The sequence below is a fragment of the Agromyces sp. Soil535 genome (assembly GCF_001428255.1).
Lineage (GTDB): Bacteria > Actinomycetota > Actinomycetes > Actinomycetales > Microbacteriaceae > Agromyces.
In genome coordinates, this window is sequence record NZ_LMRW01000023.1 from 295116 (window position 1) to 312801 (window position 17686).

General features: G+C 68.9%; 19 protein-coding genes and 2 tRNA genes. 4 read left to right on the forward strand and 17 right to left on the reverse strand.

Going from position 1 to position 17686, the window contains the following annotated elements; translation table 11 throughout:
* Positions 1-1254 carry an AI-2E family transporter gene (locus ASG80_RS14420; protein WP_156401859.1) on the reverse strand — a complete coding sequence of 418 codons (1254 nt, stop codon included), beginning with the start codon at positions 1252-1254 and terminating at the stop codon, positions 1-3.
* Between the two features lie 304 nt (positions 1255-1558).
* Between ASG80_RS14420 and ASG80_RS14425 the strand changes: the two genes are divergently transcribed.
* The 3 genes from ASG80_RS14425 to ASG80_RS14435 are packed head-to-tail and all read left to right on the forward strand — an operon-like array spanning position 1559 to position 4216.
* Complete coding sequence (locus ASG80_RS14425) at positions 1559-3013, forward strand: DUF2252 domain-containing protein (RefSeq protein ID WP_082590388.1); 1455 nt, start codon at positions 1559-1561, stop codon at positions 3011-3013.
* Between the two features lie 50 nt (positions 3014-3063).
* Entirely contained in the window at positions 3064-3636 is a 573-nt protein-coding gene (locus ASG80_RS14430; protein ID WP_056731869.1) for a potassium channel family protein, read from the forward strand.
* Positions 3611-4216 (forward strand): hypothetical protein, encoded by a 606-nt coding sequence (locus tag ASG80_RS14435; protein WP_235508337.1) that lies wholly within the window; start codon positions 3611-3613, stop codon positions 4214-4216. Before ASG80_RS14430 ends, ASG80_RS14435 begins: the two co-directional genes overlap by 26 nt.
* Before the next feature lie 105 nt (positions 4217-4321).
* Here ASG80_RS14435 and ASG80_RS14440 read toward each other — a convergent pair whose 3' ends face one another.
* From ASG80_RS14440 to rplU, 15 genes are all read right to left on the reverse strand, one after another.
* Positions 4322-5185: a YhjD/YihY/BrkB family envelope integrity protein gene (locus tag ASG80_RS14440; RefSeq protein ID WP_056731873.1), complete on the reverse strand. Its 864-nt coding sequence runs from the start codon at positions 5183-5185 to the stop codon at positions 4322-4324.
* Positions 5186-5753: 568 nt separating this feature from the next.
* Positions 5754-5825, reverse strand: a tRNA-Thr gene (locus tag ASG80_RS14445).
* A gap of 34 nt (positions 5826-5859) precedes the next feature.
* Entirely contained in the window at positions 5860-6435 is a 576-nt protein-coding gene (locus tag ASG80_RS24520) for a tyrosine-type recombinase/integrase (protein WP_369816270.1), read from the reverse strand.
* A complete protein-coding gene (locus ASG80_RS24525; protein ID WP_056731878.1) occupies positions 6333-7091 on the reverse strand; it encodes a hypothetical protein in 759 nt (252 codons plus the stop codon). The genes ASG80_RS24520 and ASG80_RS24525 overlap by 103 nt, the downstream gene beginning before the upstream one ends.
* 43 nt (positions 7092-7134) lie before the next feature.
* Entirely contained in the window at positions 7135-7362 is a 228-nt protein-coding gene (locus tag ASG80_RS23940; RefSeq protein WP_056731880.1) for an AlpA family transcriptional regulator, read from the reverse strand.
* Positions 7363-7523: 161 nt separating this feature from the next.
* A tRNA-Ala gene (locus ASG80_RS14465) sits at positions 7524-7599 on the reverse strand.
* A gap of 93 nt (positions 7600-7692) precedes the next feature.
* Positions 7693-8067, reverse strand: a complete 375-nt coding sequence (gene rsfS, locus ASG80_RS14470; protein WP_056731882.1) for a ribosome silencing factor — start codon at positions 8065-8067, stop codon at positions 7693-7695.
* A gap of 37 nt (positions 8068-8104) precedes the next feature.
* Entirely contained in the window at positions 8105-9235 is a 1131-nt protein-coding gene (locus tag ASG80_RS14475; RefSeq protein ID WP_056731884.1) for a hypothetical protein, read from the reverse strand.
* On the reverse strand, positions 9232-9831 hold the full coding sequence (gene nadD, locus ASG80_RS14480) for a nicotinate-nucleotide adenylyltransferase (protein WP_056731886.1): 600 nt from the start codon (positions 9829-9831) through the stop codon (positions 9232-9234). Before nadD ends, ASG80_RS14475 begins: the two co-directional genes overlap by 4 nt.
* A 15-nt stretch (positions 9832-9846) precedes the next feature.
* A complete protein-coding gene (locus tag ASG80_RS14485; protein ID WP_056731888.1) occupies positions 9847-10068 on the reverse strand; it encodes a hypothetical protein in 222 nt (73 codons plus the stop codon).
* Positions 10069-10118: 50 nt separating this feature from the next.
* The gene (locus tag ASG80_RS14490; RefSeq protein ID WP_056731890.1) at positions 10119-11387 is read right to left on the reverse strand and encodes a glutamate-5-semialdehyde dehydrogenase; all 1269 of its coding nucleotides are present in this window, start codon (positions 11385-11387) and stop codon (positions 10119-10121) included.
* A 9-nt stretch (positions 11388-11396) separates the two neighbouring features.
* Positions 11397-12215 (reverse strand): glutamate 5-kinase, encoded by an 819-nt coding sequence (proB, locus tag ASG80_RS14495; RefSeq protein WP_056731893.1) that lies wholly within the window; start codon positions 12213-12215, stop codon positions 11397-11399.
* Positions 12212-13777: a GTPase ObgE gene (gene obgE, locus ASG80_RS14500; RefSeq protein ID WP_056731895.1), complete on the reverse strand. Its 1566-nt coding sequence runs from the start codon at positions 13775-13777 to the stop codon at positions 12212-12214. The genes proB and obgE overlap by 4 nt, the downstream gene beginning before the upstream one ends.
* Positions 13778-13849: 72 nt before the next feature.
* On the reverse strand, positions 13850-14107 hold the full coding sequence (gene rpmA / locus ASG80_RS14505; protein ID WP_056731897.1) for a 50S ribosomal protein L27: 258 nt from the start codon (positions 14105-14107) through the stop codon (positions 13850-13852).
* Between the two features lie 26 nt (positions 14108-14133).
* Entirely contained in the window at positions 14134-14442 is a 309-nt protein-coding gene (rplU, locus tag ASG80_RS14510; RefSeq protein WP_082590394.1) for a 50S ribosomal protein L21, read from the reverse strand.
* Between the two features lie 232 nt (positions 14443-14674).
* On the opposite strand from rplU, the gene ASG80_RS14515 reads away from it, so the two are divergent.
* Positions 14675-14959, forward strand: coding sequence for a DUF4031 domain-containing protein (locus ASG80_RS14515; RefSeq protein WP_056731901.1), 285 nt, complete (start codon positions 14675-14677; stop codon positions 14957-14959).
* On the opposite strand, the gene ASG80_RS14520 is transcribed toward ASG80_RS14515, so the two are convergent.
* Positions 14945-17593 carry an Rne/Rng family ribonuclease gene (locus tag ASG80_RS14520; protein WP_082590396.1) on the reverse strand — a complete coding sequence of 883 codons (2649 nt, stop codon included), beginning with the start codon at positions 17591-17593 and terminating at the stop codon, positions 14945-14947. The two genes, ASG80_RS14515 and ASG80_RS14520, sit on opposite strands and share 15 nt — an antisense overlap.
* Between the last annotated feature and the right edge of the window lie 93 nt (positions 17594-17686).

A 17686-nucleotide genomic window follows, 5' to 3' on the forward strand; every position in this document is an offset into this window, starting at 1 on the left:
TCACGGCACAGGCGATGGCTCGTCAGAACGCGGGGGCGGCGCCTGGAGGGGCGCGTCCAGAACGCCATTCGCCGTCCCTGACGCGCGTGTCTTGCGCTCGGCCTTCGCCTCGGCGTCGAACTGGGCCATGACCGCCTTCGTCTCGTCGAGCTCGCCGAGCATAGGTCGGATCCAGCTCATCGCCGGGTTGGAGTCGACGAGGATGAGGCGAACCAGGAGCGTGAGCGGGATCGCGAGGATCGCTCCGATCGGTCCGATCACGACGGCCCAGAAGAGCACTGAGAAGAACGTGATCGTCTGGCTCAGGTTCACGGCCTTGCCGATGACACGCGGCTGGATCGCTGACTGGATGACGCCGTTGATGATGGCGTACACGACGATGACGAGGATCACTGTCGGCAACCCGCCGACGAGCGCGCCGAAGATGATCGGTGGGATGAGGGCGATGAAGTAGCCGACGTTCGGGATGAACGAGCAGACGAAGGCGAGGAGTCCCCAGATGAACGCGCCGGGAACCCCGATGAGGAGCAAGGCGATCCAGTCGACGATTCCCTGCGCGAGCCCGAGCACGGTGGTCGCCACCATGTACCGGCGCACGTTCGAGCCGTACGTCACGAGCGAGGCCACGACGAGCGGCCGCGCCGGGTACAGCTGCCTGAGCAGTGTCGGGACGAACGCGGCGTCCATGCCCATCAGCAGGAGCATCGTCAAGACGATGACGAGGAGCGAGAACATGCCCGTCAGGCCGCCGATCAGGCCGCCGACGAATGCGGCCAGCGCCGCCGGGTCGAAGCTCGCGAAGATGTCGTTGACCTCGTCGGCACCGATCCCGATCGAGGAGAGCCAGGCGGCGACATCCTGCCCGAACGCGGCGATCTGGCCGCTGAACTCCTGCAACAACGCGCCGAACTGGCCGAACGCGACGAGCATCGCGTAGCCCAGTCCGAGCAGTAGCAGGAGCACTGCAAGGATCACGGCCGCGGTGGCGATGCCGCGTGACACCCCGCGCTTCTCGAGCCATACCCGCAGCGGATGCACGCAGATGGTGAGCACGACGCCGAGGAAGAAGGGGGCGAAGATGCCCGCGATCGCGGCGAGGCCGAAGGCGGCGATCGTCGCGCCGCCGAGTCCGATCAGGATGAACGCATTGCGGTGCGCATTCGGGGGCTCCACCGGTGCCACGACGACTGCGGAATCGCCCCCTGGCGCCGCTTCCTTCGATCGCTTCCTGTTCCACCGCATGATGTCTCCCATCTCCGTTCATCCGTCTGTCGCTCTCGCGATTCAGCCCAGCTGGTTCGCCGACTGGAGCCCCTCACCGTTCGCGCACGACGCTAACCACCGGTTCAGATGTCCGAATCATTCGATTCGTGTGATGCCGCTGCCTGAGTCCCCGCGTGTACTGACCGTGGCTTCAGGCATGGCGGCTCGAACCGGTCTTGGCCGGGTGGGGCGGAATCGCTCGGGGGAACGCGGGACCGGCCCCGTGCGGCTCAGCACGAGCGGCCAAGGCGCTCGCGCGCCATTCGGAGTCATCAACGGGATCGGAGGTCCCAGAATGACCATTCAGACCGCAATCGGTGACCACGTCGCATCCGATGCGCTCCCGCCGTCGACCGACTTCGCCGCCCGTGCCGAGTACGGCCGAGAGGCGCGGCGGCGCACGCCACGCTCCGCCCACGAAGGGTGGACGCCCCCGCCCGACCGGTTCGACCCGATCGCCCTGCTCGAGGAGCAGGCGACGACCCGCGTGCCGGAGCTGGTGCCGATCCGGCACGCGCGCATGATGGTGTCGCCGTTCACGTTCTACCGGGGCGCGGCGCTGCTGATGGCGGCCGACCTGGCCGGTACGCCGGTGTCGGGCATCACGACGCAGATCTGCGGTGACGCGCACCTGTCCAACTTCGGGGTCTTCGGCACACCGGAGCGCACGCTGGTCTTCGACATGAACGACTTCGACGAGACGCTGCCGGGCCCGTGGGAGTGGGACGTCAAGCGGCTCGCCGCCAGCTTCGAGGTCGCCGGCCGGAGTCGCGGCTTCAGCGACGAGGAACGTCGTGAGATCAACCTCACCGTCGTGCGCGGCTATCGCGAGCGGATGCTGCGGGCCGCCGAGTCGCGGGTGCTCGACGCCTGGTACGACCGGCTCGACGCCGACCAGTTGATGGAGTACGTCACGGCGGGACAGGAGCCCAAGCGCGGCGCCGACAAGCTGGCGAAGCGCGCGGACGCCGCCCTCGCGAAGGCGCGGACGAAGGACAGCACCCGCGCGGTGGCCAAGCTCGTCGAGGTGGTCGACGGCGAACTGCGGATCGCCGCCGACCCGCCGCTCATCGTGCCGATCGAACAGCTGGACACCATGCGGAACACCAGGGCTCAACAGGAGGACTGGATGCGCGAGGTGCTGGCGTCGTACCAGTCCACCCTGCAGCAGCAGAACCATCCGATGCGGGAGTTCTCCTACATGCACCTGGCCCGCAAGGTCGTCGGCGTCGGAAGCGTCGGCACACGCGCGTGGATCGTGCTGCTCCGCGGCCGTAACGACTCCGACCCGCTGCTGCTGCAGGCCAAGCAGGCCGAGGCGTCGGTGCTGGAGCGGTTCCTGCTGGCGAGCGAGTACGACAACCACGGCGAGCGCGTGGTCAGGGGGCAGCGCCTGATGCAGGCGGCCAGCGACATGTTCCTCGGTTGGCGGCGGGAGACCGGCATCGATGGGATCGAGCGGGACTTCTACATCCGGCAGTTGCACGACTGGAAGGGCTCAGCCGATGTCGACACGATGAAGGTTTCAGTGGCCCAGGTGTACGCGCGGGTGTGCGGTGAGACGCTCGCGCGAGCACACGCCCGTGCCGGCGACCGGGTCGCGATAGCGTCGTACCTCGGGAACAGCGACCGCTTCGACCGTGCAATCGCCGAGTTCGCACGCGATTACGCCGACCAGAACGACCGCGACTACGCCGCGTTTGCCGAGGCGGTGGCATCGGGACGGCTCGAAGCGGCCGACAGCGTCTAGGAGCGCGGAGAGAGACCGGTGACGGTGCACAACGATGAACGGACTGAGCCATGACCGACACGGACAGCACGGACAACACGGAGATGACGCGAGCCGCGCGACGTCGGTTCATCCTGCGCGGGTTGCTCCGGGCCCTCATCATGACCATCATCCTGGTGACCGTGTACTTCCTCGCTCCACTCTCCTGGATCGACGGCGTGCCCGTGGCCGTCGTCTTCGTGCTGGCCCCGCTGGTTCTGGTCGCCGTGTCGTGGTGGCAGATCCGTGCGATCCTCCGGTCGCAACACCCCGGACGCCGTGGGATCGTGGCACTCGCCGTCATCGCACCGCTGTACCTCCTGCTGTTCGCCGCTACCTACTTCCTGATGGCACTCGCCGACCCCGCGAGCTTCAGTACCGATCCGCTCAGCCGGGTCGACACCCTGTACTTCACCGTCACGGTGTTCTCCACGGTCGGCTTCGGCGACATCAGTCCGGCGAGTGAGACCGCACGTAGCGTCGCCATGATCCAGATGATCCTGAACCTGGTCGTCCTCGGCGCCGGCGTCCGATTGCTCTCGGCCGCCGTCCGACGGGGTCGCGAGGCCAAGGACGTTGATGCCGACGAGGAGAACGCAGCATGAAACCGCATCCGCAAGCACCCGAGCTGGTCGCGCGGCCGAACTGGGTCACGCAACGGGTGCGCGGATCACATTCGGTATGCACGACTTAGCTCGCCAACGTCGGCGGTGCTCCAACACCGGACGCATCCAGATCGGGGAGATCAACATGCATGGAATCAGAACAACTGCCGCACTCGTCTTCGCGAGTACATTGCTCGTCTCCGGCTGCGCCGCGGGAGGCACTGGTCCAACCTCAGTCGCGGACGCCTGCGCGTCGGTTCAAGCCGCGCTGCGCGACGTGTCGAACGGCGCGCAGAACGCACTCGCTTCCGCCGGCGATCCCGCCGAGATCCAGGCAGACCTCGAGGGGTACAGTGAGCGCGCGGGAGCGTTGGCCGAGAAAGCCGACAACCCCGACGTCGTCAACGCCCTTGAAACGCTCACCGCGAAGCTCAGCGAGGCGGCGGAGGCGGTCGGCGCCCTTCCCACCGACCCAGAGGGTGAGCTCGACGTCGACGCGATAGCGGAGCAACAGGCGGCCATCCAGGAGGCGGTCGAGAAGATCAGCGCAGCCTGCGCCACCCAGCAGCCTGAAGGCTGAGTCCACAGGGCGGGTGTCGCTGCCCGTCCCGTCCGAGCACCGTACGCCGCGCCCGACCGAGTAACTCACCTGAATGCCTGGATCCCTCGTCGCGGGCGCGGCTCATCACGGGCTGCTCGTCACTGTGTGAGCTCCGGCGGCCTCACCTGAGCGGCTCCACAGATGCCCGATCAAGGCCAGGTGAATGACCCGGCCGATGGTCACCGCGACAAGGAGCACCGACATCAGTACGAACAGCCACCCGATGTACGAGAAGGCGAGTCCGAGTACGCCGAATTGATCGGCGGAGGAGGCCAGCACCCCCGGGAGATACGCGCGGCCCACCACAGTGGCAACGGCGAATCCGAGCCCGGCAAGCACCGATCCCGGCAGAAGCGCCCGCAGACTGACGCTGCGGTTGATCACGATCCAAGAGGCGAACCACCACAGCGCGCCCCAGATCGCCGTCTCGATGATGAACTCGAGCACTGACATGGCATCCGTGCCGCGCACGATGTTCCGGGTCGCGACCACGAAGACGAAGCCGATGACGATCGCGACGATCGCGGCGACCCAGCGCCAAGCGAAGCGGATGCTGGCCTTCGGTGTCTTCCAGATCCTGCGGAAGCAACGCTCGAGGGCGCGGGCGAAGGACGTCGCCGCGATGATGAGCAGTAGTGCTCCGATGACTTGCGTGAGCGTTACACCCTCTACCTGCTGGGGCATCGACTGCTGCACGAGTTCTGCGGTGCGATCATCGAGGCTGAGATTCTGAGCGAACACCGAGTCCGCCTCTGGATTCAAGCTCCCTCGCAGCGAACCGGCGACGATGAGGATCGGCAGGATGGAGGTGAACGCCTGTGCGGCGAGCGTCATGGCTCGATCAAACAGTTCGAGGTCACGGATGTCACGGAGAGCACGTATCGCGAAACGTCCGGCGGCCGAGCGCACGCCGGCCCGCATCAGTCGGTTCACCGGCAGCTGAGCCATGGTTACCTCGTAACTTTCGCATCGAACGGAGCGAGGGCGTCGATCTGGTCAAAGACACTCGACCGTTTGCTCTATGTGTGGGACCTCACATCGGCGCTCCCCCTCTAACTCGTGAGAGGAAGCAGCCGATCTCGCGGCCAACCTTCTGCTTCACTGTCATCCAGCCTCCGACGCGTCGCTTCATCTGAATCGTGTGATCCCACGTCGGCGAGATATCGGAGGCGGAAGGCACCAGGAGTGACACTCGCAACCTCCCATTGCCCTGCAGCTCATTCCTCAAGGTCTCCGACACGAATCCGACCGCGAATGCGAGCTTGGGGTGGAGCGGGACGACGCGGGGGCTGGCCGCCCAGCGGTTGGCAGCTTGGCGGGGTAGCGGCGAAGCCCGCCGGCGCTGAAGCCGGCCACGACACGGACGCCGTCGCGGACCATGACGCGAACTCACGCGAATCGAACCGAGTCCAGTCGCCCTGTACCGAGATGGCCCAAACATGATCCGAGGGCTCAAGCTCGGGAGAGTCGAGCAACACGATCGATGTGTCAAAATTACCGATCACGGGATATTTTGTGGGGCGGACCAGACTTGAACTGGTGACCGATGGGTTACGAACCCAGCGAGCAACCGGAATGCCCAACGCCCGCACCATTCCCCTACGGTGAAGATCACCGTACGCTCAGAAGCCTGCCTCTCGGCGACCCCAGCGCTCCTTGTCGACCTCTAGAACGGGTGCCGGCTTCTGCGGGCTTCCTTGAAGCCTCCCGAGGACTTCCGAGGTGTCTGGCGCGTCAATGGCGCGCTTGGCGTAGTACTGATAAGTGACGCGGGAACGCTTGTGACCGGCGAACCGTGCCGCCGCTTCCAGGCCGAGCGCGTCCGAGACAGCGGTGACGGCTGACTTCCGCAGCGCATGCGGGACGAGCTCGTCATCGATCCCGGCCCAGGCGCGGACGCTACGAAGCGCGCGGTGAACGTCCTGAGTGCCGTTGGGAGCCCCGGTGCGGGTGTGGAAGACGAACTCGTTGCCGCCGCTGGCGAGTTTACGGCGCCGCAGCATCGGGAGTAGCTCCGGCGGGATGGTGATGCGCCGCCACCCGGACTCGCTCTTGACGTAGTTCTCCCAGTGCTTCGGCCTACCCTTCGAGTCGACTACCTTGCCTGCGATCGTGATGGTCGGTTTGGGCGAGTCGATGTCGACGTGCTCCCATTTGAGGCCGACGGCTTCGCCGATGCGGGCACCGGTCGCGAGGATGAGGTCGACGACATCGGCGAGAAGGTCGGACGGCGCGGGCCCATCCGGTCGGTACGGTTTTGGTAGTCGCGGATGATGCCGCGTAAGACTTCGAGCTCCACCGGCGCCGGAGCGTAGATGGGTTTGGACTGCTGCCTGACTTGCTTGACCTCGCGGGCAGGGTTCGCAACCATCAGGTCGTTCATCACGGCGTAGGAGCAGATCTGGCTGATCAGCGCCTTCACGTTCCTCGCCGTGCTTGGAGTCTCCTTGTGGATCGCCTTGTATACGCGGAGCACCGTGCTGGCCTTGATCTCGCGGATGGCGAGTGCGCCCATGTGTGGCGCGATCTTCTTCTCGATGAGCCTGCGGTTCTCGTGACGGGTTGTGTCGCGCTGTTCCTGAGTGAATTCGACATGGTCCATGAACTCACGCGCCAGAGCCAGGAACGAGGAGTCGGGGTTGAGGTCGCCGACTTGACCGAGCGGCGCATATTGCTCCTCAATCGAGGACATGAGCGACCGACGTGCTGCCGCGTTGGAGCTTGCCCGCACGCGGAGCTTGCCGTAGCTGCCGTCGAGGCGACGGAAGCGCAGCGTACCGCGCACCCGACCGTCCGGGAGGTCTTGGTACGTGATCTCACCGTGTGAGCCTGGCGCTAGTTTGATGCGTGCCATCGGAGTCGCCCTCGGTCGGAGGAGACGGGCACGACCAAACCGGTCACCGTCTGTCCGTTCGAGACTTCAGCCATGCCTCGACGTTCGCTCGGCTGTAGCGCAATTGCTTGCCGAGCTTGGTCGCCTTCGGGCCGGTGCCCTCGAGGCGCCAGTGGTAGATCGTCTCTTTGGACAGCTGCAGATACTCTGCAAGCTCGTCGACGGTGAGATAGTCCCCGAGGCTCTCGATGAAGCGCGCCGGCGGAGAGGTGGACGGAACGGATGTGCTCATACTCCTTATGAGTGCGGCACAGATCCTTTTGTTCACTGTCTGAGGTGATCCGTTGTGGATCGCTGTAAACATCGGGGCGATGTGAAAAAGGCCCCAAAAAGGCCCCAAGGAGCCCTTCTCACGAAAAAAACCCCTGAGAACTTTGCGTTCATCAGGGGTTTTGGTGGATCTGAGGGGACTCGAACCCCTGACCCCCTGCATGCCATGCAGGTGCGCTACCAGCTGCGCCACAGACCCGTTCGCCCCGTGCGGGGCAACGAATCGAGCTTACACCAGCGTCGCCCTCCGGATGAAATCCAAGGGGGCCTCAGCGAGCGGATGCCGCGTGCCTCAGTTTCCCGCGGCGAGCAGGGGCGCCACGGGCAGGGCCGGGCAGTCGAGCCAGAGTCGCTCGAGGCCGTAATACAGTCGCTCCTCGCGATGGAAGACGTGCACGACGAGGTCGCCGAAGTCGAGGAGGATCCAGCGGCCGGCGTCGTGCCCTTCGCGCCGATGGGTCTTGGCGCCTGCCCTGAGGAGCACGTCCTCTACCTCGTCCGCGATGGCGACGACGTTGCGCTCGGAGGTGCCGGTGACGATGAGGAACACGTCGGCGAAGGGCAGGGGTCCGGACACGTCGAGGGCGACGAAATCCTCGCCGCCCTTCGAATCGGCTGCGCGCGCCGCGAGGGCGAGTGCGTCGAGTGCCTGGTCGGATGCGGTCATACGCTCACTTCCGGAGTGGTGGACACGGCGCCGGCGATCAGAACAGCCCCGCGACCGCGCCGATGACGAGGGTGGCGACGACGCCGAGCGCGAGCACGCCGGCGGTGACGGCGAGCACGAGCGGGACGTTCATGCCCTCCTTCTTGGGCGGCGCCATCATCGCGCGCGCCGTGTTCTGGGTGCTGATCGCACGGGTGGCGGAGACCGGCGCACCGACGCCGGCGCCGTCCTCGACCTGGTCGAAGAGGCGGTCGACGTCGGACGAGTCGATCTGGCTGGGGTGCACGCCCGTGGCGCCGTAGCTGCGCGGCAGGTCGATCGAGCCGGTCACGATGACCTCGCCGCTCTTCGCGAGCGCATCGCTCATGGGGCCGTGGTCGGGCAGCGTCGGCAGGATCAGGGCGTTGGTCGTGGTGGGTACGCCGTGACTGACCCCACCTCGGGAGAGGAGCTGGTCGAACGGCTCGGCCCGCTCGACGGGTGCGTTCAGCTGCGCCGTCCAGTGGCCGACCGGCTTCGGCGCCGCAAGCGGCTCGTCGGCGATGGCCGCCTCGGCAACCTGGTGCGGCGCCGGTGGGCGGGTCGGGACCGGCTGCTGGGCGAACGGGTTCGAGACCGGTGCTGCGACCGGCGGGGGCGCCGGCGCAGGCGGAGCCGCCGGCTCGTCGTCGAAGTCGAGGTCGTGGAACTCCCCGGCCGCGTGGGCGTCGAGCATCGCCCGGAGCTCGCGGCGCGTGAGCGTGCGCTCGGGCGTCGTCGGCTGCGGCGCGACAGGAGCCTGCTGCGGCGGCGCGGGCGCGGGCGGCGGGGGCTGTGGCGCAGTGGGGGGCATCTGTGCCTGCGGCGTCGGGTACGGATTCGCGGCGGGCGGCGCGGGAGACACGATCGGCCGGCCGTACGGCGACGACGGATCGGCGAATCCCCCGGCCTGTCGAGGCGCGTTGTAGCCGGAGGGCGGCACGGGCTGCGGCGCAGGCTGCACGGGCTGCGGAACGGGCGGGTACGCCTGGACGGGAGGCGCAGGCGGCATCTGCTGTGCCGGCGGTGCAGGCTGTTGCGGCGGTGCTGCCGCGGCATCCGGGGTCGACGAAGCCGCCTGCTGTTCCCGCAGCCGTTCGCGCTCGCGCAACTCGCGGCGCGTCAGCGGCGGTTCCTGCGACGACGTCATTCGACACTCCGATAGAGATGGTGCTTGGAGATGTACTGGACGACCCCATCGGGCACCAAGTACCACACCGGGAATCCCCGGCGCACCCTGTCCCGGCAGTCGGTCGACGAGATCGCAAGTGCCGGAACCTCCAACAAGCTTACGTCCTGCTCTGGCAAACCTGAAACGGACAGCACATGTCCCGGCCGACTCACAGCGACGAAATGGGCGAGTCGCCAGAGCTCGTCGATGTCCTTCCACGCCAGGATCTGGGCGATCGCGTCGGCCCCGGTGATGAAGTAGAGGTCGGCGTCGGGCCGCTCCGCGCGGATGTCGCGCAGCGTGTCGATCGTGAACGTCGGCTTGTCCCGGTCGATGTCGACGCGGCTCACGGTGAATCGAGGGTTCGACGCGGTCGCGATGACCGTCATGAGGTACCGGTGCTCCGCGGGGGTCACGTCCGCCTTGTAGTTCGTCGCGCCCGTGGGCACGAAGATGACCTCATCGAGCCCGTGGGACTGCGCGACCTCGCTCGCCGCGACGAGGTGCCCGTGGTGGATGGGGTCGAAGGTCCCGCCCATCACGCCGATGCGTGGCCGGCCATGTTCGCCCGTCATCGGGACGACGCCCGCTCAGTGGCCGTCGTGCTCGCTCCCACCGTGGCGCGCCGCGTAGGCCGCGGCCTTCGCACGGTGCCGGTTGGCGACGTCGCGGTACGACGCGGCGACGAAGGCGAGGGCGGCGAAGATGATGAGCGCGACGAGGCCGTAGACCCACGAGTCGACCGGGAGTTCCCTCGCGTGCACCGTCTCGGTCAGCACCGTGCCGGTCAGCACTGCGGTCGTGAGGCTCATTCGCCGTTCCTTTCGATCCTGCGGGTCTCGCTCGTGACAGTCTAGCGAGGTCAGGCGCGCACGTGTCCGGCGCCGCGCACGAGCCACTTCGTGCTCGTCAGCTCGGGCAGTCCCATCGGGCCGCGAGCGTGCAGCTTCTGCGTCGAGATGCCCACCTCCGCGCCGAAGCCGAATTCGGCCCCGTCGGTGAAGCGCGTGGACGCGTTCACCATGACCGCCGCCGCATCCACCTCGTTGAGGAAGCGCTCGGCGTTGCCGAGGTCGTTCGTGACGATCGACTCGGTGTGCCTCGTGGAGTAGCGGCGGATGTGGCCGAGCGCGTCGTCGATCGAGTCGACGATGCCGACCGAGAGGTCGAGACTCATGTGCTCGGTGGCCCAGTCCTCGTCGGTTACGGGCAGGGCCTCGGGACGCAGGGCCCGGACGCGCTCGTCGGCGTGGATGGTGACCCCGGATGCCTCGAGCCGGTCGAGCACCGCGGGCAGCAGTCGTTCGGCGGCGTCGCGGTGCACGAGCAGCGTCTCGAGCGCATTGCACACACTGGGACGCTGCACCTTCGCATTGTGCACGAGCTCCACCGCCCAGTCCTCGCGGGCGCTCGCGTCGAGGAACATGTGCACGACCCCGGCGCCCGTCTCGATGACAGGGACGCGGGCCTCGTCGACGACGGCGCGGATGAGGCCCGCGCTCCCGCGCGGGATGAGCACGTCGACGTAATCGCGTGCCTGCATGAGGTGGCGCGCACCGGCACGGCCGAAGTCGTCGACCGTCTGCACGCCGTCGGCCGGGAGGCCAGCGGCCTCGAGCGCGTCGCGGAGCACGCCGACGAGCACGCGATTCGTCTGCTCTGCGGCCGTGCCGCCGCGCAGCACGACGGCGTTTCCGCTCTTCAGGGCGAGCACGGCGATGTCGATGGTGACATTCGGGCGCGCCTCGTAGATCGCGCCGATGACGCCGAGTGGGACCCGCACCTGGTCGATGCGCACCCCGTTCGGGAGGGAGCGACCGCTCACCGTCTCGCCGACCGGGTCGGTGAGGCCGATCACGTCGAGCACTGCGTCGGCCAGGCCATCGACGCGTCGCTCGTCGAGCGCGAGCCGGTCGAGGAGGCCGGCCGACAGGCCCGCCTCGCGACCGGCCTCGAGGTCGAGCGCGTTGGCGGCGATGATGTCAGCGGCGCGGTCGCGGAGGATCGCGGCGACCTGCTCGAGCGCGGCATCCTTCTCCGCCGTCGTCGCCCGGGCGAGGCGGTAGGACGCGTCCTTCGCGGCGGCCAGCCGCACGTCGATCACCGTCGTGTCGAGGTCGGAGTGCTCCATGGCACCAGCCTAGGCGAGGGTGGAATCCCCGCCCGCCGCGTGACGAACGGGGGCGGCTTCGAACCACGTGCCGATCTCCGCGCCCGAGAGGGCATCGGCCACGCGCGTCGTCGCGGTGATGAGCACCGCAGCGCCCGCCTCCGCCGCGATACGGGCAGCGGAGACCTTCGTCTCCGCTCCTCCGGTGCCCACGCCCGCGCGGCCGATCGAGCCGATCTCCACGCCCGACAACGGGTCGCCGAAGGGCACGTGCGCGATGCGCTCGGCTCCCTCGAGGTGCGGCGGCTTGGTGTACAGCGCGTCGACGTCGGAGAGGAGCACCAGCAGGTCGGCACCGATCAACTCGGCCACCATCGCGGCGAGCCGGTCGTTGTCGCCGAACCGGATCTCGTGAGTGGCGACGGTGTCGTTCTCGTTCACGATCGGCAGGATCCGCAGCGCGAGCAGCCGGTCCATGGCACGCTGGGCGTTCGAGCGCGGGGTGGCGTGCTCGAGGTCGACGGCGGTGAGCAGCACCTGCCCGGCGACGATGCCGTAGCGGTCGAGCGAGTCCTGGTAGCGGAAGACGAGCAGGTTCTGACCCACGGATGCCGCGGCCTGCTGCGTCGCCAGGTCGGTCGGCCGCTGGTCGAGCTTGAGGTACGGCATCCCCGTGGCGATCGCGCCCGACGACACGAGCACGACCTCCGCGCCGCGCTCGTGGGCGGCCGCGAGGGCATCGACGAGCGGGCCGATCTGTCCGGCGTTCTCGCCGCTGATCGACGACGAGCCGACCTTCACCACGATCCGCCTGGCGCTCGGGATGTCGGCGCGGGTGCGCGGCGTCACCGTTCGTCCTCCTCCTGCCCCGCCTCGACGGCCTCCTGGCCATCGTCGGCGGACTGCGCCTCCTCGCCGTCGGACCACAGTCCGGCCTCGCGCTCGCGCTCCAGCTCGGCGCGCGCCTCGGCCTTGGCGTCCATGCGCTCGTGGTACTCGCTGCGACGCTCGGCGCGCGTGGCGCGGCGCTGCTCGTCGAGGCGGAGGTCGCTCCCGCGCGGCGCGGTGATGAGCTCCGCCGTCGAGGTGAGCGTGGGCTCCCAGTCGAACACGACGCCCGAGCCGGGGCCGATGACGACCGTGGAACCGGCGTCCGCCCCGGCGCGCACGAGCTCGTCCTCGACGCCGAGGCGCGCGAGGCGGTCGGCGAGGAAGCCGACGGCCTCGTCGTTCGTGAAGTCGGTCTGCGCCACCCAGCGCTCGGGCTTCGCGCCGAGCACGCGGTAGATCGTGCCGTAGCTGCCACCCTCCGGACGGACGACGAAGCCGGAGTCGTCGACGGCCTTCGGACGCAGCACGATGCGCGGCCCCGCGGGGGCCGCGGCGGCGGCGGCCCGCGCCGCGTCGACGAGCTCGCCCAGCGCGAACCCGAGCTGGCGCAGGCCCTCGTGGCTCACCGTGGAGATCTCGAACACCCGGTAGCCGCGCGCCTCGAGCTCGGGACGCACGAAGCCGGCCAGGTCGCGCGCCTCGGGAACGTCGACCTTGTTGAGCGCGACGAGCTGCGGGCGATCGAGCAGCGGCACCTGGCCTTCTGGCACCGGGTACGCGGCGAGCTCGCCGAGGACCACGTCGAGATCGCTGACCGGGTCGCGGCCAGGTTCGAGCGTCGCGCAGTCGATGACGTGCAACAGCGCCGAGCACCGCTCCACGTGGCGAAGGAACTCGAGGCCGAGACCCTTGCCCTCGCTCGCGCCCTCGATGAGCCCCGGCACGTCGGCGACGGTGAACCGGTGGTCGCCCGCCTGCACCACGCCGAGGTTCGGATGCAGCGTGGTGAACGGATAGTCGGCGATCTTGGGCCGAGCCGCGGAGAGCGCGGCGATGAGGCTCGACTTGCCGGCCGACGGGAAGCCGACGAGCGCGACATCCGCGATGGTCTTCAGTTCGAGCGTGACCTCGCCCTCGAACCCGGGCGTGCCGAGCAGGGCGAAGCCGGGCGCCTTGCGCTTGGTGCTCGCGAGCGCGGCGTTGCCGAGGCCGCCCTGGCCTCCTGGGGCCGCGACGAAGCGCATCCCGGGCTCGGAGAGGTCGGCGAGCTCGGTGCCGTCGGGGTCCTTCACGACGGTGCCGACGGGCACGGGGAGCTCCAGGAGCTCTCCCGCGGCGCCCGAGCGGTTGTCGCCCATGCCGGGCTGCCCGTTGTCCGACGAGCGGTGCGGACGACCGTGGTAGGCGAGGAGCGTGGTGACCTGCGGGTCGGCGACGAGCACGATGTCGCCGCCGTGGCCGCCGTTGCCGCCGTCGGGGCCGGCCAGCGGCTTGAACTTCTCGCGGCGCACCGAGACGCACCCGTTGCCGCCATGACCGGCGCGCACGAAGAGCGTCACCTGGTCGACGAAGCTGACCATGCCGCATCCCTCCAAACGGGTGAAACACGCGAGGGCGGGCCGAAGCCCGCCCTCACAAGACCGATCGGTCGACTATTCGCCGACCGCCACGATGTTGACGACCTTGCGGCCGCCCTTGGTGCCGAACTGCACGGCGCCGGCTTCGAGCGCGAAGAGGGTGTCGTCGCCACCGCGACCGACGCCCGCACCCGGGTGGAAGTGGGTGCCGCGCTGGCGGACGAGGATCTCGCCCGCGCCGACGACCTGACCACCGAAGCGCTTCACGCCGAGGCGCTGGGCGTTCGAGTCACGACCGTTGCGAGTGGAGCTCGCTCCCTTTTTGTGTGCCATGTCTGTTTCTCCTTGCGAGCCGCGGGCTACTTGATACCGGTGACCTTGACGCGCGTGAGCTCCTGACGGTGGCCCTGGCGCTTCTTGTAGCCGGTCTTGTTCTTGAACTTCTGGATCACGATCTTGGGGCCGCGGAGGTCGTTCAGGACCTCAGCCGTGACCGTGACCTTCGCGAGCGACTTGGCGTCGGAGGTGATCTTCTCGCCGTCGACGAGGAGGACCGGGATGAGCTGGACGTTGCCGTCCTTGTCAGCCTTGATGCGGTCCATCGTCACGATGGTGCCGACTTCGACCTTCTCCTGCCGACCGCCGGCGCGCACTACTGCGTAAACCACTACTCGTACCTATCTCTGGGGAGCCGGGGCTCCGTTAGCTGGGAAATGTCACTGCCTGATGGGATGTCACTGCGCGGGACCCCAGCGGGAAGGAGGGTCGTCACTGCCAGAAAACTGTGCGGGCACACCGGGATAAGCGGTGGCACCAACGGTCGAGTTTACCCGAAGCCCCATGGTCGGTCAAACGCGCGTCACGCGGCGCGTCGCAGGGCCCGCGCGTAGGATCGGCCGCATGACCGTGCTCATCGACACGCCGCTCTGGCCAAAGCACGGCACGGTCTGGGCGCACCTCGTGAGCGACCGCTCGATCGCGGAGCTCCGCTCGTTCGCCGAGTGCATGGGGCTGCCGCCGCGGGCGTTCGACCTCGACCACTACGACGTGCCCATCGAGCGGTACGACGAGCTCGTCGAGGCCGGCGCCGAGCCGGTGTCGCCACGCGAACTCGTGCGCCGGCTCGCGGCGAGCGGTCTCCGGGTGACGCCGCGGGAGCGACGCGCCCGGTCAGCGCTCGGCTGAGGCCTGGCCCGAGCCGGCGGACGTGCCGTCGGCGCGGGTGATCACCGGTGGTGCGCCGGCGGTGCTGAGCGCTGCCGTCGACACGCGTCGGCTGCGGGCACGACCCTCGCCCGCCTTCTTCGGCGCCGGCAGCGCGTCGAGCACGGAGTCGAGCAGCACCTCGGTGTCCGCCGCACGCACGGTGCGTCGACGCTCGGTCGGCGCGACCGGCGGCAACTGCACGATCGGCACGCCCGCCCGCGTCGCGGATGCCGCGGAGCCCGACTCGGCGGGCACTGGCTCGCCCCCCGTGCGCTCGGCCGCGTCACCACGCGGCTCGGATGGCTCAGCGGGACCCTGCTCCTGCGTCACGCGGCGGTGACGTCCGCGCCGGCGACCACCGGCGGCAGCCTGCGGCTCGACGGCCGGCGCGGTCGAGCCCGCCGCGTCCGCGGGAGCACCCGCCTCGGCGGGGGCCGGCTCCGTCGCGGCCTCGGGCGCGGCATCCGTCTCGGCCGGCTTGTGCTCGGGGTGCGGGATCGTCGACGCGGCGATCTGCGCCAGGGCGTGCTTGACGTCCTCGGTGATCGCGTGGGTGCCGGTGTGCGCCTTCGGGTCCGACGGTGCCTGGGCCTGCTGGCTGCCACCGCGCCCTCGGCCACGGCCGCGCTCAACCTGCTGCGGCACGCGGTGCTTCACGATCGGGTCGTGATGCACGATGATGCCGCGGCCGGCGCAGACCTCGCACGGCTCGCTGAACGACTCGAGGAGGCCCAGGCCGAGCTTCTTGCGGGTCATCTGCACGAGGCCGAGCGAGGTGACCTCGGCGACCTGGTGCTTGGTGCGATCACGTGAGAGGCACTCGACGAGGCGGCGCAGCACGAGGTCGCGGTTGGACTCGAGCACCATGTCGATGAAGTCGACGACGATGATGCCGCCGATGTCGCGGAGCCGGAGCTGCCGCACGATCTCCTCGGCCGCTTCGAGGTTGTTCTTGGTGACGGTCTCCTCGAGGTTGCCGCCGGATCCGACGAACTTCCCGGTGTTCACATCGACGACCGTCATGGCCTCGGTGCGGTCGATGATGAGCGAACCGCCCGACGGCAGCCAGACCTTGCGGTCGAGCGCCTTCTCGATCTGCTCGGTGATGCGGAACTCGTCGAATGCGTCACGCTCGCCCATGTAGGCCTCGACGCGCTCGAGGAGGTCGGGCGCGACGGCGCGGAGGTACCGCTCGATGGTCTCGCGGGCCTCGTCGCCCGAGATGATCATCTTCTGGAAGTCCTCGTTGAAGACGTCGCGGACGATCTTGATGAGCAGGTCGGGCTCGGAATGCAGGAGCGCCGGCGCCTGCACCTTCTCGAGCTGGGTCGAGATGTCGGCCCACTGCGCGATCAGGCGGTTCACGTCGAGGGTGAGCTGCTCCTCGGTGGCGCCCTCGGCCGCGGTGCGCACGATGACGCCGACGTCATCGGGGAGCACCTCCTTCAGGATCTTCTTCAGGCGCGCACGCTCGGTGTCGGGGAGCTTCCGGCTGATGCCGTTCATCGAGCCGTTCGGCACGTACACGAGGTAGCGGCCGGGCAGCGAGACCTGGCTCGTGAGGCGGGCGCCCTTGTGGCCGACCGGATCCTTCGTGACCTGGACGAGCACGCGGTCGCCGGGCTTCAGGGCGAGCTCGATGCGGCGCGGCTGGTTCTTCTCGCCGTTCTCGGCGGCGGCGTCCCAGTCGACCTCGCCCGAGTACAGCACGGCGTTGCGACCGCGGCCGATGTCGACGAAGGCGGCCTCCATGCTCGGCAGTACGTTCTGCACCCGGCCCAGGTAGACGTTGCCGATGAGCGACGCGTCCTGGTTGCGGGCGACGTAGTGCTCGACGAGCACGCCGTCCTCCAGCACGCCGATCTGGATCCGCCCGCCCTTGGCGCGCACCACCATCTGCCGGTCGACCGACTCACGGCGGGCGAGGAATTCGGCCTCGGTGATCACCGCACGCCGGCGGCCGGCGTCGCGGCCGTCGCGTCGGCGCTGCTTCTTCGCCTCGAGCCGGGTGGAGCCCTTCACCTTCTGAGGCTCCGTGATGAGCTCGGGCTCGCGGGGCTTGCGCACCTTGACCACGGTGTTCGCGGGCTCTTCGCCGGTGGCGCGACCCTCCTCGCCGCTACGGCGGCGTGTGCGTCGGCGCACGCTCGACGACTCCTCGTCCGTGGGGGCGCCGGGGTGCTCGCCGCGCTCGGGGCGCTCGCCGCGCTCGGCGCGCTCGACGGGCACGAGCGCCGGGGGCGCATGGAAGATGAGCGAAGTGGTGGTCAGCGTCGCGGGGATGGGCGACACGGGGGCCGGCTCGGCGGCAGGCGCGTCGACCGCGCTCTCTGCAGCGTCGGCGGCGTTCGCGGATGCCGCGGTGCCGACCTCTTCCGACACCGCGCCGGCTGCGCCATCGGTCCTGCCCTCTGGCTCGACCGTTGACGCCTCGACCGTGTTCGCCTCGTCGGCGACGGTTGCCTCGACCGGCAGTTCGCCGGTCAGCGGCGCGCGATCCTCGCCGGTGCGACCACGACCGGTTCGCCGCGCACCGAACAGGCCGCCGCGACGCTTCGGTGTGCTGGTGCCGGAATCTGGTTCGTTCGTGTGGTTCTCGTTGCCTTCCACCATCTCTGGTGCACTCCTACGACGGTGTGGATGGCCGCGCCATCCGCTCCGTACTCGTCTCGAGCAGTCCAGCGCCGTGCGCCGAACCGCCAATCC

Bases quoted from the DNA above. Each gene is read 5' to 3' on its own strand.
- obgE (WP_056731895.1), bottom strand. From the start codon at position 13,777: ATGGTCAGCTTCGTCGACCAGGTGACGCTCTTCGTGCGCGCCGGTCAT.
- rsfS (WP_056731882.1), bottom strand. From the start codon at position 8,067: ATGACCGCATCCGACCAGGCACTCGACGCACTCGCCCTCGCGGCGCGC.
- ASG80_RS14435 (WP_235508337.1), top strand. From the start codon at position 3,611: ATGCCGACGAGGAGAACGCAGCATGAAACCGCATCCGCAAGCACCCGA.
- ASG80_RS14515 (WP_056731901.1), top strand. From the start codon at position 14,675: ATGACCGTGCTCATCGACACGCCGCTCTGGCCAAAGCACGGCACGGTC.
- rpmA (WP_056731897.1), bottom strand. From the start codon at position 14,107: ATGGCACACAAAAAGGGAGCGAGCTCCACTCGCAACGGTCGTGACTCG.
- ASG80_RS14475 (WP_056731884.1), bottom strand. From the start codon at position 9,235: ATGACGTCGTCGCAGGAACCGCCGCTGACGCGCCGCGAGTTGCGCGAG.
- ASG80_RS23940 (WP_056731880.1), bottom strand. From the start codon at position 7,362: ATGAGCACATCCGTTCCGTCCACCTCTCCGCCGGCGCGCTTCATCGAG.
- ASG80_RS14440 (WP_056731873.1), bottom strand. From the start codon at position 5,185: ATGGCTCAGCTGCCGGTGAACCGACTGATGCGGGCCGGCGTGCGCTCG.
- ASG80_RS14520 (WP_082590396.1), bottom strand. From the start codon at position 17,593: ATGGTGGAAGGCAACGAGAACCACACGAACGAACCAGATTCCGGCACC.
- ASG80_RS14490 (WP_056731890.1), bottom strand. From the start codon at position 11,387: ATGGAGCACTCCGACCTCGACACGACGGTGATCGACGTGCGGCTGGCC.
- ASG80_RS14425 (WP_082590388.1), top strand. From the start codon at position 1,559: ATGACCATTCAGACCGCAATCGGTGACCACGTCGCATCCGATGCGCTC.
- ASG80_RS14430 (WP_056731869.1), top strand. From the start codon at position 3,064: ATGACCGACACGGACAGCACGGACAACACGGAGATGACGCGAGCCGCG.
- ASG80_RS14485 (WP_056731888.1), bottom strand. From the start codon at position 10,068: ATGAGCCTCACGACCGCAGTGCTGACCGGCACGGTGCTGACCGAGACG.
- ASG80_RS24525 (WP_056731878.1), bottom strand. From the start codon at position 7,091: ATGGCACGCATCAAACTAGCGCCAGGCTCACACGGTGAGATCACGTAC.
- nadD (WP_056731886.1), bottom strand. From the start codon at position 9,831: ATGACGGGCGAACATGGCCGGCCACGCATCGGCGTGATGGGCGGGACC.
- ASG80_RS14420 (WP_156401859.1), bottom strand. From the start codon at position 1,254: ATGGGAGACATCATGCGGTGGAACAGGAAGCGATCGAAGGAAGCGGCG.